This is a genomic window from Neisseria sp. HMSC065D04, assembly GCF_001815675.1.
Lineage (GTDB): Bacteria > Pseudomonadota > Gammaproteobacteria > Burkholderiales > Neisseriaceae > Neisseria.
Genome location: NZ_KV821507.1, coordinates 1 through 13923, shown reverse-complemented (window position 1 = coordinate 13923; position 13923 = coordinate 1). Strand labels below are relative to the sequence as shown.

The 13923-nt window shown below is 50.8% G+C and carries 13 protein-coding genes; 8 read left to right on the top strand and 5 right to left on the bottom strand.

The window, feature by feature from the left end:
* The coding region (locus tag HMPREF3050_RS05720) for a hypothetical protein (RefSeq protein ID WP_246830237.1) at window positions 1–557 on the top strand (557 nt) is incomplete at its 5' end.
* A gap of 173 nt (window positions 558–730) precedes the next feature.
* Here the strand turns inward: HMPREF3050_RS05720 and rtcR are convergent.
* Window positions 731–2365: an RNA repair transcriptional activator RtcR gene (gene rtcR, locus HMPREF3050_RS05715; RefSeq protein WP_070773972.1), complete on the bottom strand. Its 1635-nt coding sequence runs from the start codon at window positions 2363–2365 to the stop codon at window positions 731–733.
* Between the two features lie 11 nt (window positions 2366–2376).
* Window positions 2377–3132: a tRNA(His) guanylyltransferase Thg1 family protein gene (locus HMPREF3050_RS05710; protein WP_003760331.1), complete on the bottom strand. Its 756-nt coding sequence runs from the start codon at window positions 3130–3132 to the stop codon at window positions 2377–2379.
* A gap of 958 nt (window positions 3133–4090) precedes the next feature.
* Between HMPREF3050_RS05710 and HMPREF3050_RS05705 the strand changes: the two genes are divergently transcribed.
* The 5 genes from HMPREF3050_RS05705 to HMPREF3050_RS05685 all read left to right on the top strand — a co-directional run bounded on the left by HMPREF3050_RS05705 (window position 4091) and on the right by HMPREF3050_RS05685 (window position 9246).
* Window positions 4091–4432, top strand: coding sequence for a hypothetical protein (locus tag HMPREF3050_RS05705; protein ID WP_070773970.1), 342 nt, complete (start codon window positions 4091–4093; stop codon window positions 4430–4432).
* 436 nt (window positions 4433–4868) lie between these two features.
* Window positions 4869–6440: a TROVE domain-containing protein gene (locus HMPREF3050_RS05700; protein ID WP_070773968.1), complete on the top strand. Its 1572-nt coding sequence runs from the start codon at window positions 4869–4871 to the stop codon at window positions 6438–6440.
* Window positions 6441–6511: 71 nt separating this feature from the next.
* On the top strand, window positions 6512–7090 hold the full coding sequence (locus HMPREF3050_RS05695; RefSeq protein WP_246830236.1) for a hypothetical protein: 579 nt from the start codon (window positions 6512–6514) through the stop codon (window positions 7088–7090).
* A gap of 25 nt (window positions 7091–7115) precedes the next feature.
* Window positions 7116–8594: an RNA ligase gene (locus tag HMPREF3050_RS05690; RefSeq protein ID WP_070773965.1), complete on the top strand. Its 1479-nt coding sequence runs from the start codon at window positions 7116–7118 to the stop codon at window positions 8592–8594.
* 91 nt (window positions 8595–8685) lie between these two features.
* On the top strand, window positions 8686–9246 hold the full coding sequence (locus HMPREF3050_RS05685; RefSeq protein ID WP_246830235.1) for a hypothetical protein: 561 nt from the start codon (window positions 8686–8688) through the stop codon (window positions 9244–9246).
* A gap of 77 nt (window positions 9247–9323) precedes the next feature.
* On the opposite strand, the gene HMPREF3050_RS05680 is transcribed toward HMPREF3050_RS05685, so the two are convergent.
* Window positions 9324–9767, bottom strand: a complete 444-nt coding sequence (locus HMPREF3050_RS05680) for an RpiB/LacA/LacB family sugar-phosphate isomerase (RefSeq protein ID WP_049229939.1) — start codon at window positions 9765–9767, stop codon at window positions 9324–9326.
* A 118-nt stretch (window positions 9768–9885) separates the two neighbouring features.
* Here HMPREF3050_RS05680 and HMPREF3050_RS05675 point away from each other — a divergent pair, with 118 nt between their 5' ends.
* Both HMPREF3050_RS05675 and HMPREF3050_RS05670 read left to right on the top strand, forming a co-directional pair.
* Window positions 9886–10560 carry a phosphoesterase gene (locus HMPREF3050_RS05675; RefSeq protein WP_070773961.1) on the top strand — a complete coding sequence of 225 codons (675 nt, stop codon included), beginning with the start codon at window positions 9886–9888 and terminating at the stop codon, window positions 10558–10560.
* A 454-nt stretch (window positions 10561–11014) separates the two neighbouring features.
* The gene (locus HMPREF3050_RS05670; protein ID WP_210399913.1) at window positions 11015–11740 is read left to right on the top strand and encodes a metal ABC transporter ATP-binding protein; all 726 of its coding nucleotides are present in this window, start codon (window positions 11015–11017) and stop codon (window positions 11738–11740) included.
* A gap of 286 nt (window positions 11741–12026) precedes the next feature.
* Here the strand turns inward: HMPREF3050_RS05670 and HMPREF3050_RS05665 are convergent, their stop codons facing one another.
* The gene (locus HMPREF3050_RS05665; RefSeq protein ID WP_003755233.1) at window positions 12027–12599 is read right to left on the bottom strand and encodes a 50S ribosomal protein L25/general stress protein Ctc; all 573 of its coding nucleotides are present in this window, start codon (window positions 12597–12599) and stop codon (window positions 12027–12029) included.
* Between the two features lie 66 nt (window positions 12600–12665).
* Window positions 12666–13649 (bottom strand): ribose-phosphate pyrophosphokinase, encoded by a 984-nt coding sequence (locus HMPREF3050_RS05660; RefSeq protein ID WP_045072760.1) that lies wholly within the window; start codon window positions 13647–13649, stop codon window positions 12666–12668.
* Between the last annotated feature and the right edge of the window lie 274 nt (window positions 13650–13923).

The window sequence follows — 13923 nt, the reverse complement described above, 5'->3', positions numbered from 1 at the left end:
AACGCCGTACTGGTTTAAATTTAATCCACTATACTTTCCGTAATACCTGTCATGTTAAACTTGCAGTAACGCCAAACACTCTTTCAGACGACCTAAACCTTATGCGCCACCTTATCCCCCTCTTCTTCCTATCGTTTCCGTTAGCAACCTATGCCGGCGGTGATTCTTCAAAAGCCCAAGTCCTCAGTATTGTAGGCAGCCACGGTTACTATCAAATTTCCGTCCGCCAAATAGAACACCTAATTTATGACGATGGATGTACGACATACAATATCCGTATTACCCCTCCTAGAAAAACCTTTTGGGATCTGCTTGGTCTGAGACAAGCTGGCGACCATCCCACCGCCGAACAAACACAAGCTGCTGCCGCAGTGTTGAAACAGTATGCTGCCAATCAGCAACCGCTAGAAATCGGCTATTTGGGCGGCGGACTGTATCCCGATCCTCGACAAAAATGCCTTTATCACGGCACTGGGATGAGGTTTGATGCACCGGACTATTTAGCCGTACGTCAAGACGGACGCCTGAGTCTATATCCTTATCTGACCAAACCATAAATACATCCCCGCCACAAAGTAAAAGGTCGTCTGAAAACGGACGCAGTCAGTTTCTGCGGAGCTAAAACGAACTCAGTGAATCTTGAGAACAGTTTTTTCAGACGACCCTTCCTAATACCAGCCAATCGAAATAAAAATCTCTCCCGCCCCAACCCGCTCGGTTCAAGCCTCATCTACTGTACGATATCGCCCCACTCCAAACCGAATTTCTGCAAATATTTGCGCAGTCTGTCGCTGTCATTGGTTTTGGCGCGGCTGTTTCGGGAAACATGAAACAATGCCCTTCCCGCCTGCGCCATGTTTTGGTGTTTGCGGCATTCGTCAATCACGTTCTGCAATTGCAAGCGGTCAAACAAATCCAAATTTTCCCAATCGATTTTGTCGGGATAGTTATCCGCCTTTTCAGACGACCCCTTGTGTAAAAGGTCGTCTGAATCCGCCTCTTCAGCCCATAACCATTTGAGTCGCTCAATTTCCGCCGCCACTTGCTCCGCCTGTATCCTGCCCTGCGGGGCAAGCGTGGCCAGGCGCATGATGCTGGCGGCAAGGTCGCGGAAATTGCCGCGCCATCGGGCTTCGTTTGAATGGGCGAAGGCAAGGTAGGCAGACAGGGCTTCTTTATTGAAACGGGTGGCGCGGCCGAGTTCCTGCGAGGCGAGCGCGAGCTGGTGTTCGATGTTCGGCTCGATGTCTTCGCGGCGGTCGGCGAGCGCGGGCAGCGGGTAATTCCAGATATTGATGCGGGCGAACAGGTCTTCGCGGAAGCGTCCGGTGCGGATTTCCCGCCGCAGGTCGCGGTTGGTACCGGCAATCAGCTGGAAGCTGCTTTGCACTTCCTTGTCGCTGCCGACGGGATAAAAATGTTTTTCTTCAATGGCTTTGAGCAACATGGCCTGTTCGTCCAAGCCCAATTCGCCGATTTCGTCCAAAAACAGCACGCCGCCGTCGGCGGTTTTCAAATAGCCTTCGCGCTTTTCCGCCGCGCCGGTAAACGCGCCTTTTTTGTGTCCGAACAGGGCGGAAGCCGCGCCGTCTCCGCGCAAGGTGGCGCAGTTCACATCGACAAACTCGCCTTTAATCAGATGGCGCGCCTTTTTCAATTCGAAAATCCTGCGTGCCAGCATCGATTTGCCCGCGCCGGTAGGACCGGAGAGCAGAATCGGCGACGGAGAATGCAGCGCGACTTGTTCGATTTCGGCAATCATGCGGTTGAAGGCGGCGTTTTGGGTGGAGATGCCGCTTTTCAGGTAGCGCACCGCATCATCGCGCACGGCGGCAAGGCGTTCGGCAAGCACATCGTAACGCGCCAAATCCAAATCGATGATTTCATAACCGCCGATATCGCCTTTCCCCATGCTGCGCCTTTGGTTTTTCGGCGGCGCAGTCTGCAACAGCACGCCGGGGATTTGGCGCGATTCCACCAATAAAAACAGGCAGATTTGCGCAACGTGCGTACCCGTGGTGATATGGGTGAGATAAGTTTCTTCTTCAGTATCAAACGTATAGCCCGCCGCCCAGTCGTGCAGCTTGGTATAAACCTCGGAAAAATCCCACGGGTTTTCCAGCTCCATAGGCACGAGATTGACAACGGTGTGTGGCGACACCTGCTGAATATCGGCTTTCACATGATCCGCCAGATCGCGGTATTTCTCCGCATAAAACAGCTCCATGCGGTCAAGATGGAAATCATGACGCTGATTCATGGCGACATTCGGCCGCCACTTCTGCCAACGCCCTTGACCGAAACCGCTGTCCAATACCGTACCGAGAAAGCTGACGGCGACTTGTTTTTTGGGTGCAGTATTCATTTTCAGACGACCTAAACCATTCTTTCCAAGACAAATGCGCCGTAATCATCGCCCAAAGGCAGCTCGAAATCCGTATGTAAGATTTGGCGTTCCGCCTGCACGGTTTCACCGGTTTCCGGGTTGAAACCCTCTTTCAAGGTCGTCTGAAAATACACGCCGAAGCCGCGTTTCTGCCATGCGGGCAGTTCGTTGAAATTAATGTTATTTTCAAACAGCAAATCGTGTTTTTGAGCGCGTGTCAGCCCGCTGACGGCATCCGTGGCGCGGGACACGCTTTCGCCTTTTTTACGCAGCATCCAATAGCAGTGGGCGTTGAGCGCGTTGCGGTGCGCGTCTTCATGCCGCCAACGGAAATAATCGACCACCAGTTTTTCGTTCGGCAAAACGCAAACCCGTGCATCAAAAGCGGCAGATTGCCCGTGCGCTACCGAAAAGGCAGCGCTGGCTTCGCCCGCCAATACCGAAATGATTTTGCGCGTTTTGCGTTTGAACGTATCGTCGTCGCGGCGCAACAGCAGCGAAATTTCATCGCTTTCCGAATAGCCGTACGCCACATTGAAACCGCACTGCATCAAATGCCGGACGGTGTGTGCCATCAGGTCGCGGAAGCGGATATCGAACGGGGCTTCAAACTGCCAAATTTCCTTAGTCAACCGCGTAAAGCCGCGACCGTCCAAGCGCACTACGATGAAGTTTTCCTGCGGCACGCAGAAATCGTAAGCGGTTTCGTATTGCCGCAGGCGTTTGTCCAAATCGTCGAATCGCATCACATCTCCTTAAATATCTTATTTTCTATAAATCTATCTAAAAATATATTTTTCAGCATTCTACGCTTTTTGCCGCAAAAGACCACATCAAAATATATTTTCTTTTTATTCAATAAATTAAAAATTAATTTTGAAATTTTTTTATCGTTGGCACGCTGTTGGCTATGTTGTAAATGTAACGATGCAGCAGATGCTGCGGAAAATACAGTTCTACAGGAAAGAATTTTCCGTAAATTTTTAGCTGCCGTGTCGTTACAGGGCGAATGCCGACAAGACTACAAAGTTTCTGCAGGTTCGACTCCTGCCTCGCCTAATAGGCGTTGACGTCTTGTTTTTCTAGTCGCCCACCTTTTCTGATTCAGCAGGCAAATGCCAGCCTTGTTTCCCTGAATGGTTGATGGCTTGCTGTATCGCTTGATCACTCAAGGTCGTCTGAAACTTTTCAGACGACCTACGATAAAAACCGTTTTAGGTGCATTCGGCAAATGCCGGAGGAATTACAGCCTGCCAACGCTCGAGGTCGCGGGTTCGAATCCCGCCTCTGCCGCCAACTATGGCAGAGTAGCTCAGAGGATAGAGCGCGTAAAAATTTCTCTACTCCTTGTTGCCAGATGTACCACCCCTTACGGGCGGATGCCGGCAGGATTACATTAGATCGGTTATTGCGGGTTCGATTCCCGCCGTCGGAAACGGCGTAAATCCTGCCAATCTAGCCGCCCACCTTTTTCGCAGTATGGCGGACAAATGCCTTGGGAACTACATTCGTCGCAGGTTCGAGTCCTGCCCCGCTTTCGGCGGGTAGCTCAGTCGGTTAGAGCAATAAGGCGTTTCCAAAAAACTCGTTGTTTGCCGTGCTGCCCCTTATCAACACTTTCAGACGACCTGAAGGAGGCATAGCCATGAATATCCTTTTCCCAAAAAAAGCTACCTGAAACTGAGCCGACTTTAAGGAATAGATATGAACACTTGGCTAATCATCGGCGTCATCGTTTTTTCGACTCTGGTTTGCGGGTCGTTCCAAACCTGCCGCAGCCGTAAACGCGAGCAGGCTTGGCGGAAACAGGCTTTTCCCGAAGCGGAATGCAGTTTGATAAAGGGAGGCTGCCGTTACGACATCTCGCTTTCAGACGGCCGCACCTTCCGCCAAGCCGAAATACTCGGCACGGCGCAGGGCAAAGAAGCAGATTTTCTGTTCGGCTATGGAAGTATGCTTGTGCTGCGTCTTTCAGACGACCGCAAAGCCTATGTGCAGCAGGCATGTATCCGCTGCATGATTGAAAGCAAGATTTTAGAGGATTAAATAAAAAGTTTAGGGCGCAACCGGCAAATGCCGGGGAAATTACATCACTTAGGGAGTACGAGGTACGGGTTCAAATCCCGTTTCCGTCAGACAAGGGCGGAATAGCTTAACCGGCAGAGCGCGTAAAAAATGCATTTCCCCAACCCTTGTTGCAGGACGCGCCCACCCCTTACGGGCGGATGCCGGCAGGATTACATTGGATAAACAATCGTCGTACTAATAATACGAAGCAGAAATCCTGCCACAGACTAGCCGCCCCCCCCTTTTTTACAGCAGCAGGCGGATGCCTGAAGGGATTACATTAACCTTCCACGTTAAAAAACCGTATCCCTTCAAATATTAGCCGCTGCGCTGCCACCCATTCAAGGTCGTCTGAAAACGCTGCTTTTGTGAAGCTAAAGCGTCAGACCACCCAAAACCAACAACACGAAAGGAAATGAAAATGGCTAACACCACCTTGTTCCAATCCGTTAAAACCCGTTTGACCGCTGCCGACACCCGCAACGAAGCAGGCGGCATCGCCTACACGCTGACACCCAAACAACAGCTCGCCCAGCTTGCCGCCACCGGCTGCCTGAACAGCACCTACTACACCGATGCGCAAGACCAGCTTGAGCAAGTATTGGAATTGGCAGAAAACCTGGATGCCGAGTTTATCGCCAAAACCGCCGTGTACGCCCGTCAAAAAGGCTTCATGAAAGACATGCCCGCGCTGTTGCTTGCCGTATTGGCGCAAAAAGACGTGAACATGCTTGCCCGCGTGTTCGACCAAGTGGCGGACAACGGTAAAATGTTGCGCAACTTCGCGCAAATCATCCGCAGCGGCGCAGTCGGCAGAAAATCCTTCGGCAACCGTCCGAAAAAACTAATGCAGACCTGGCTTTTGACCGCCACCGAAAAACAACTGTTGAACGCAGCCGTCGGCAATTCACCGTCGCTGGCGGACGTGGTCAAAATGGTGCATCCCAAACCGCGTGAAGCATGGCGCGCCGCATGGTTTGCGTGGCTCATCGGCAAACCGTACGACCGCGAAGCATTGCCGCCCATCACCCGCGCCTTTGAAGACTACAAACAAAGCCGCCAAGGCGCATTGCCCGACGTTCCCTTCCAAATGCTCACTGCCTTGGAATTGAATAGCGGCGACTGGACGCAAATCGCCCGCAACGGCTCATGGCAGCAGGTTCGCCAAAACCTGAACACTTTCCTGCGCCACGATGTGTTTGTGAAAAGCAAAAACATCAAAATGGTGACAGAAAAACTGCGCGACCAAACCGCCATCCGCCGCGCCCGCGTCCTGCCTTACCAATTGCTGACCGCGTATCAGGCAACATCCGAAAAGATGCCGTTTGAAATCCGCGAAGCCCTGCAAGATGCGATGGAAACCGCCGTACAAAACGTACCGGCCATCCGAGGCAAAGTCGTGGTTTGCCCGGACGTCTCCGGCTCCATGCACAGCCCGGCCACCGGCTATCGCGGCAGCGCGACCAGCAGAACCCGCTGTATCGACATCGCCGCGCTCGTGTCCGCCGCCATGTTGCGCACCAACCCGAAAGCCCGCGTGATACCGTTTGAACGAATCACGGTAAACGTGCAGCTCAACCCGCGCGACAGCGTCATGACCAACGCCGAAAAACTCGCCAATATCGGCGGCGGCGGAACGGCATGTAGCGCACCGCTCGCCCTGTTGAACCGCGAAAAAGCCGATGTGGATTTGGTCGTCATCGTGTCTGACAACGAAAGCTGGGCAGACCTCGGACAATGGGGCGGCAAAACCAGCCTGATGAAAGAATGGGACATCCTGAAACAACGCTGCCCCGAAGCCAAACTCGTCTGCTTGGACATCCAGCCCTACACCACCGCACAGGCGCAAAACCGCCATGACATCTTGAACATCGGGGGCTTCTCCGACCAAGTGTTCACGCTCATCGGCTCGTTCGCCGAGCAAGGTATGGGCGCGGATTTCTGGGTGGAAGAGATTGAGAAAACCGAGCTGGCGGCGGTAAATTAGCCAAGGGTCGTCTGAAAATAAGGTGGCAACGTTTTCAGACGACCTTACCGGTAAAAGATTGAGTGGCAAACATGAATGCTGACGAACTTGCCCTGTGCAAAACCTTTCCCGCGACCCTGCGGCATGAGGCAGAAACGCTGATTTTGCGGCAGCCCTACCGCAGCCGCTTGTCCGTCCTCCAAGGGGAAACCGTTGTTTCAGACGGACAGACAATCCGCCTCATCAGACGCCAATATGCGGCTTTCCATGCGAAAGGGGACGAGGTTCGGCAACTGATGGCACACTGTCTGAATACCCGCCATCACGACGGTCATGTTCGCGAACGGCATTTCAAACCGCTGCTCGCCGCCGGACAGCCTGCGTTCGTCCTGCCTTTTGCCGCACAGTTGCTCGGCGAATATGTTTTGCCGATACAATTTAACGTTGCCGTATTTTTCCAACACAACGCTGCGGCTTTGGCACGTTTTTTCGCTGACAACCCGCTTTATTGGCAAAAGCAGAAAAACCGCATCCGCAGCTATTGGCATTGTTATCACAGCAGCCGTTATCCCGATTGGCAAAGTTATCCCGTCCGTTTGTTGGCGGAAGAAATCGATAAGGAAATCGCCCGTATTGTTTTCAGACGACCCCTCACACCAAACGTCGTCTGAAAACCCAAATAAGGAAACTAAAACCATGCAAAAATTCATCTTAATCCGCGGTCATCAAGGTTCGGGAAAATCGACTTTCGCCGAACAAAAAGCCGCCGAATTTAAAGCGCAGTATCCGGATGCGGAAATCGTCCGTATTGAAAACGACTTGCTCATGACCGACGAAAACGGCGTGTACCGCTGGTCGGGCGAGGCGTTGGATAAGGCGCAGAAACGCGGTAATGCTTTGATGACCGAGACCTTAAAAATCGGGCGTCAAAATCCGAACCGCAACATTTTAATCATCCATTCCAACACCAACCAAAAGGCTTCGCGTTGCCGCCATTTGTTGGATCTGGCGAAAAAAAGCGGTTTTGAAACAGAAATCTACCGTATGCACAATTTCTATCCCAACCTGCACGGCGTGAAAGAGCATGACGTGTTGGCGGCGTATATCAAGCTGAACCAAAACCGCGTGGCAAACGAAATCCACGTTGAAGCCGTACAACCCGCCAGCGCGGAACAACTGGAAAAAATCAAGCAAATGCAGGCTTTCCAGCAGCAACCCCTACCGTTTGACGAAGCGCAGCAAACCTTTGTCACCGAAAATTATCTGCAACACGGCAGCCGCAACTTTACCGCCAAAGCATCCAAACGCTATCCCGAATTGCGCGTATTGAAATACGCCCGCAGCGTGTTCTACAACAACCGCTTCGACGATGCGCTGCTGGAAATGCGCGGTTTGATTATCGACGCGCACAACCGCATCATCGTGCGCCCGTTTAAAAAAGTGTTCAATTATTCGGAACGTATCGCCAAAGGCAGCCGTTATCCGATCCGCATTAGCGACGAGAGATTGGTGGACGCGGTCGTAAAAGTAAACGGCTTCCTCGGCTGCTGCACTTTCGTCTCGCTTTCAGACGACCACCCGTCCCACGGCGCGGCGTTTGACGGAAAAGTGCTGTATTCGACCACCGGCTCGCTCGACAGCGCGTTTGCCGACATGACCGCCGCACACTGCGTGCAATACGAAACCCTGTTCCGCGCTTATCCGAACCACACTTTTTTGTTTGAAATCACAGACGCGAAAGACATCCACATCATCCGCGAAGAATTGGGTGAAACCTTAATCGGCTGCATCGATGTGGCAACAGGCCGTCAGTTTAGCGAAGCCGAATTGGACGAAATCGGCAAACAATACGGCATCCGCCGCCCAGAAACGCTAAAAAACATCACGTTCGGCGAGCTGAAAGGTCGTCTGAAAAACGTGGAACACGAAGGCTTTATGGTATTTGATGCACAAACCGGCGAAATGCTGTTCAAACTCAAATCGCCGTATTACCTGATTTCCAAGTTTCTGGGACGAAGCAACGAAGGCAACATCGGACGCAAGCTCGACAAACGCCATGTCGATGAAGAGTTTTACCCCTTAATCGACCATATCCACGACCATCGCGAAGCGTTCAACGCTATGCCGGAATTGGATAAGATCGCGTTTATCCAAGCATTCTTACGACAACTGTAAGGTCGTCTGAAAAATGCCTAACGCTTGTGATAATATGACGGCGGCGGATACTTCGTTTCATCCAGCCCTCATTATCACAAAAGGAAAAATAATGAAAAAAACCAATATTGTCAAAAAATTGATGCTTGCCGCCGTAATGCTCCCGTTAGCGGCACAGGCGGCGCAAGCTGCGGAGATGGCATCCTTCGGCGAACCGCCCAAAGACTTCAAAATCGACTATCAAACCGAACAAAACGGCATGATCATGGTCGAGCTCGTACCGCAAAAACAGACTGTCGACAACTGGACAAAAATGATCACCCTGCAATCCATGGCAGGCGCAAAACCGGGCGTGGCCGCATTCGGCAACAATCTGTCCACCTTATGGAAAAATACCTGCCCGGGAGGCAGCTTTGACACTGTACAGGAAGGGAAAGAAAACGGTTATCCCTTCGCATTATGGATGATGGCTTGCGAAAACAACCCGAGCAGCAACAAACCCGAATGGACTTTGGTAAGGGCAGTACAAGGCAACGACGGCCTGTATGTGAAACAATACGCCTTCCGCTATGCGCCAGACTTTGCTGAAATAACCAATGCCCTGGATCATCTGAACAATTTAATCGTCTGCGACAATAGTGCGAAGCATCCTTGCGGCAAAAACGGAAAATAAGCGTTTAAACGTTTTCAGACGACCTTGATGGCAGAGTACGACAAGGTCGTCTGTCTAAAACAAAAGCCATAATGCGCTTACGCCCCGCGTTCGAATGCCTCGATTTCACCAACCTTAGGCGCATAACTGCTGCTTGTGTCGTGGCGCAAATCCAACCAAATATCCACCAGCGCCCAAGCGGCAGGCGCGGCAATGACGTTCTGCCCCATGCACAATACCTGCGCGTCGTAGTTTTCCACCGAACCGCGGACGGTAAGCAAATCGTGCGCCGTCGCCGCCCGTATGCCGCGTACCTTATTGGCGGCAATCGCCGTACCCACGCCCGTACCGCAAATCAACAGCGCGCGGTCGGCACGTCCCGCCGCCACTTCCTGCGCCGCCGCAAACGAAAGCTGCGGATACGTTCCGTCCAACGAAGATAAATCAACCAAGCTGCCGACACGCGGATCGTTTTGCAAATGCGCTTTGAGTGCGTCTTTTAATAGTGCGCCGTTGGCCGGCGCGGCAATAACCAAACGCATACATACTCCTTAACCACATAATAAACATAACCAGCATACGCCCGCTTGCAAGACGGTTCAAGCCGATAGCCGCACTACCGCACCATAAACCGCATCGAAAAATCACAGGAAACGCAACATGAGCAAAATCTTTTTCACATCCGACCTACATTTTTCGCACAAAAACATCGCCAAATTCTGCCCGCAGTTCCGCCCGTTCGACAACATCGCCGACATGGACGAATACCTGATCAGAACATGGAACGAAACCGTTTCCCCCGACGATGACGTATACAACTTGGGCGATTTGTCTTTCGCCCACGACATCAAAAAAATCGCAGCCGTCCTATCGCGCCTCAACGGCAAACACCACTTGATTTACGGCAACCATGACGACATCATCCGCCGTCACAACAAATACCTGTTTGAAACCGTCAAATACGACGGCCACCCACTGCTGTCATCCGCCCGAACCTACCGAAAACTGCAATTGGACGAAATAGACAACACGCTGATTTTGTTCCACTACCCGATTAACGAATGGGATGGCTGCCACAGAGGCTGGTATCACTTATACGGCCATTTGCACGACCGTCTGGCAGAAATCCCCGGCCGCGCCTTAAACGTCGGCTTCGACCTGCACGGCCGTTTCCTCACCCCGCAAGACATCGACAGCTTCCTCAGCCCGCTGCCGAAAATCTCATATTTTGGGGAAAACCCGACCGTTCCGTCCCAAGTAGAGGCTGCCAAGGATTTCGTAGCACACCAGTTACGTTCACTCAACAATAAAGCCAATCAGAAGGCGCAAAAATAAAACTCAAACTGATGCGGGTAGCCATGTTCAAATACGGATAGCGTGACTCCATCCAATATCAAAAAGGTCGTCTGAAAAACATTTTCAGACGACCCCAAGCATCAAACAAACCATGCCGCCTTCTTTTCAATCTTGTATTGTCAAAAACAAATTTACAGTCAGAATGTTATACAGTATCATCTCAAAACTCATTTACTTTCTTTCAGACGACCTATCCCTCTCTTAGAGCAGACCGATAATTCGGTAGCGCATTACTTTAGTTTCATAGCAAAATCAAAATTTGTTATATGCCGCCGATGTTCTTATCTGCTTGCGCCAACTCATCACCTTAAGGTCGTCTGAATGCTTTACGACTTATGAATTCCATTCTCTTAACCGGCCTATTCCAACGGCTGCTGATTGCCCTTCTTGCAATTGCAGCATTATGGGCAATATATTTTTGGGCAGTCGCATCATGAGCATCAAGGTAGAAAATCTAACAGTCAGCTACCAACGCCGCCCTGCCATCCACCATATCGATATTACTTTTGAAGACCACAGCATGTGGGCAATTTTCGGTCCCAACGGTGCGGGAAAATCCACGCTGCTCAAAGCCATTATGGGACTTCAAAACATCGATACGGGCAAAGTGTCCCTTGAAGGATTGCAACGTAAAGATATCGCCTATCTGCCCCAGCAGTCGGACATTGACCGCAGCCAGCCCATGACTGTCTTTGAGCTTGCCGCGATGGGTTTATGGTACGAAATAGGCTTTTTTGGCCGCGTGAACGCCCAACAACACCAACGGGTGATGGCTGCATTGGAGCGCGTCGGCGTTCAGGATCTTGCCGACCGTCAAATCTCCCACCTTTCCAACGGGCAATTCCAACGTGTCCTATTTGCGCGGATGCTGGCTCAAAACGCCAACTTCTTGCTCTTGGACGAACCTTTTAACGCGGTAGATGCCCGAACAACTTACGCATTGCTAGACGTATTGAAACAATGCCATGAAGAAGGTCAAGCCATCATTGCCGTTTTGCATGATTACGAACAAGTACGAACCTATTTTCCCCATACCATTCTGATTGCACGGGAAAAAGTTGCCGCAGGCGCAACCCATACCGTACTGACCGACGCCAATTTAAGCCAAGCCAATGCACTGATGCAAAGGCAAGAATCGGCAGATTGGTGCGAAATATAGTGGATTAACTTTAAACCAGGACGGCGTTACCTCGCCTTAGCTCAAAGAGAACGATTCTCTAAGGTGCTGAAGCACCAAGTGAATCGGTTCCGTACTATCTGTACTGTCTGCGGCTTCGTCGCCTTGCCCTGATTTAAATTTAATCCACTATATAACAAAAAAGCATTGCAAATTTCCATTGCAATGCTTTTTTATTGAAGTCCTATCAAGCAATTAGCTTACGGCTACAAAATAAAAACTGCACTATTGCTAGTGCAGTTTTTTCAAATCATCATTGAAACGATGATTAGCGTTTTTTACCGGTAACGGTAGCAACCGCCAGGTTTTCGTTACGTTTCAGAGAAACGCTTTCTACACCTTCAGGCAGTTGGATGTCAGACAGGTGAAGGATGTCGCCGGCAACGACTTTAGTGCAGTCCAAATCCAAGTATGCAGGGATGTTGGCAGGCAAAGCAACCACTTCAACAGTAGTGTTCAACAGGGATACGCGACCGCCTTGCAGTTTAACGGCTTGAGAGTTTTCAGCGTTAACAATGTGCAGGGGAACGCGGATACGTACAGGTTGGTCGGCTTTAACAGCTTGGAAGTCGATATGTTGAACTTCGCGACGGAACGGGTGCATTTGGAAATCACGGACGATAACGTCTTTGGTTTCACCGTTCAGGGACAGTTTGATCAGTGCAGTGTGGAAAGATTCTTTTTCCAATGCGTAGAATACAGTTTTGTGATCCACAGCGATTGCAACGGGCTCTTGACCTTCACCGTACAAAATGCCGGGGATTTGGCCTTCGCGACGCAGGCGGCGGCTCGCACCAGTGCCTTGTGCTTCACGAACAGAGGCTTGAATTTCATAAGTCATGTTAAATACTCCAAATTAAATAAAACTACCGTCATCGGCCGCGACCAGCTTAAGACGGCTTCGGGGTTATGGCAGCAACATGCTGCCTGTCATCACTTCTTCATTGAAAAGATATGAGACGGATTCTTCATTGCTGATGCGGCGAACCGTTTCAGCCAAAAGGCCGGCAATCGTCACTTGACGGATACGGTCGCATTGTTTGGCCGCTTCAGACAAAGGGATGGTGTCGGTAACGACAACTTGGTCGATTTCAGACGAGGCAATACGGCTGACTGCCTCTCCCGAGAATACGGCATGGCTGGCATATGCCAAGACACGTTCTGCTCCGCGCTCTTTCAAAGCGACGGCAGCTTTACACAGCGTATTCGCGGTATCAATCATGTCGTCCACAATCAAACAGGTACGGCCTTGGATGTCGCCGATGATGTTCATAACTTCCGCCACATTGGCTTTCGGACGGCGTTTGTCAATAATTGCCAAATCGGCATTTAATGATTTTGCCACAGCGCGGGCACGGACTACGCCGCCAATATCAGGGCTGACTACGGTCAGGTTTTCAATCCGTTGCTGTTTGATGTCATTCAACAGAATAGGAGTGGCATAGATGTTGTCGACAGGGATATCAAAGAAACCCTGAATCTGGTCGGCATGCAAATCAACAGTCAAAACACGGTCGATACCTGCGGAATACAACATATTTGCCACCAGTTTGGCGGAAATCGGAACGCGCACAGAACGCGGACGGCGATCTTGGCGGGCATAGCCGAAATAGGGAATTGCTGCGGTAATACGACCGGCAGAAGCGCGTTTCAGCGCATCGGCCATCGTCAGGATTTCCATCAGGTTATCATTGGTTGGGGCGCAGGTGGGCTGCAGGATAAAAACATCACGACCACGGACGTTTTCCATTAATTCGATGGCAATTTCGCCGTCTGAAAATTTGGATACGGAGGCTTCGCCCAACGAAATATCCAAGTGTTTGACAACGCGTTGCGCCAACTCCGGATTTGCGTTGCCGGTAAATACCATCAAACTGTCATATGCAGCCATATTTTCACCTGATTTTATGTTTAACTTCCGCTCAGAAAACGTCATGCTTCCCTCTGCCTATGTCCAAGACATTACGAGCGGTATTATACGCACAATGAACGGCATAGTGAATTAAATTTGCAGCGTTATATCGCAGTTACGCCTCATCACAATCCAAATTTATCACTATAAAACAAAGTTTTTCTGCGTTATCATTGATTTTCAACATAAAAGAGCGTGTAAGGAAACTTACACGCTCTTATTTGGCTGGGGAGGAAGGATTCGAACCTTCGCA

Coding starts and splice junctions, on each gene's coding strand:
- HMPREF3050_RS05705 (WP_070773970.1), top strand. CDS start 4,091: ATGAACACTTGGCTAATCATCGGCGTCATCGTTTTTTCGACTCTGGTT.
- HMPREF3050_RS05665 (WP_003755233.1), bottom strand. CDS start 12,599: ATGACTTATGAAATTCAAGCCTCTGTTCGTGAAGCACAAGGCACTGGT.
- HMPREF3050_RS05710 (WP_003760331.1), bottom strand. CDS start 3,132: ATGCGATTCGACGATTTGGACAAACGCCTGCGGCAATACGAAACCGCT.
- HMPREF3050_RS05680 (WP_049229939.1), bottom strand. CDS start 9,767: ATGCGTTTGGTTATTGCCGCGCCGGCCAACGGCGCACTATTAAAAGAC.
- HMPREF3050_RS05675 (WP_070773961.1), top strand. CDS start 9,886: ATGAGCAAAATCTTTTTCACATCCGACCTACATTTTTCGCACAAAAAC.
- rtcR (WP_070773972.1), bottom strand. CDS start 2,365: ATGAATACTGCACCCAAAAAACAAGTCGCCGTCAGCTTTCTCGGTACG.
- HMPREF3050_RS05670 (WP_210399913.1), top strand. CDS start 11,015: ATGAGCATCAAGGTAGAAAATCTAACAGTCAGCTACCAACGCCGCCCT.
- HMPREF3050_RS05690 (WP_070773965.1), top strand. CDS start 7,116: ATGCAAAAATTCATCTTAATCCGCGGTCATCAAGGTTCGGGAAAATCG.
- HMPREF3050_RS05695 (WP_246830236.1), top strand. CDS start 6,512: ATGAATGCTGACGAACTTGCCCTGTGCAAAACCTTTCCCGCGACCCTG.
- HMPREF3050_RS05700 (WP_070773968.1), top strand. CDS start 4,869: ATGAAAATGGCTAACACCACCTTGTTCCAATCCGTTAAAACCCGTTTG.
- HMPREF3050_RS05685 (WP_246830235.1), top strand. CDS start 8,686: ATGAAAAAAACCAATATTGTCAAAAAATTGATGCTTGCCGCCGTAATG.
- HMPREF3050_RS05660 (WP_045072760.1), bottom strand. CDS start 13,649: ATGGCTGCATATGACAGTTTGATGGTATTTACCGGCAACGCAAATCCG.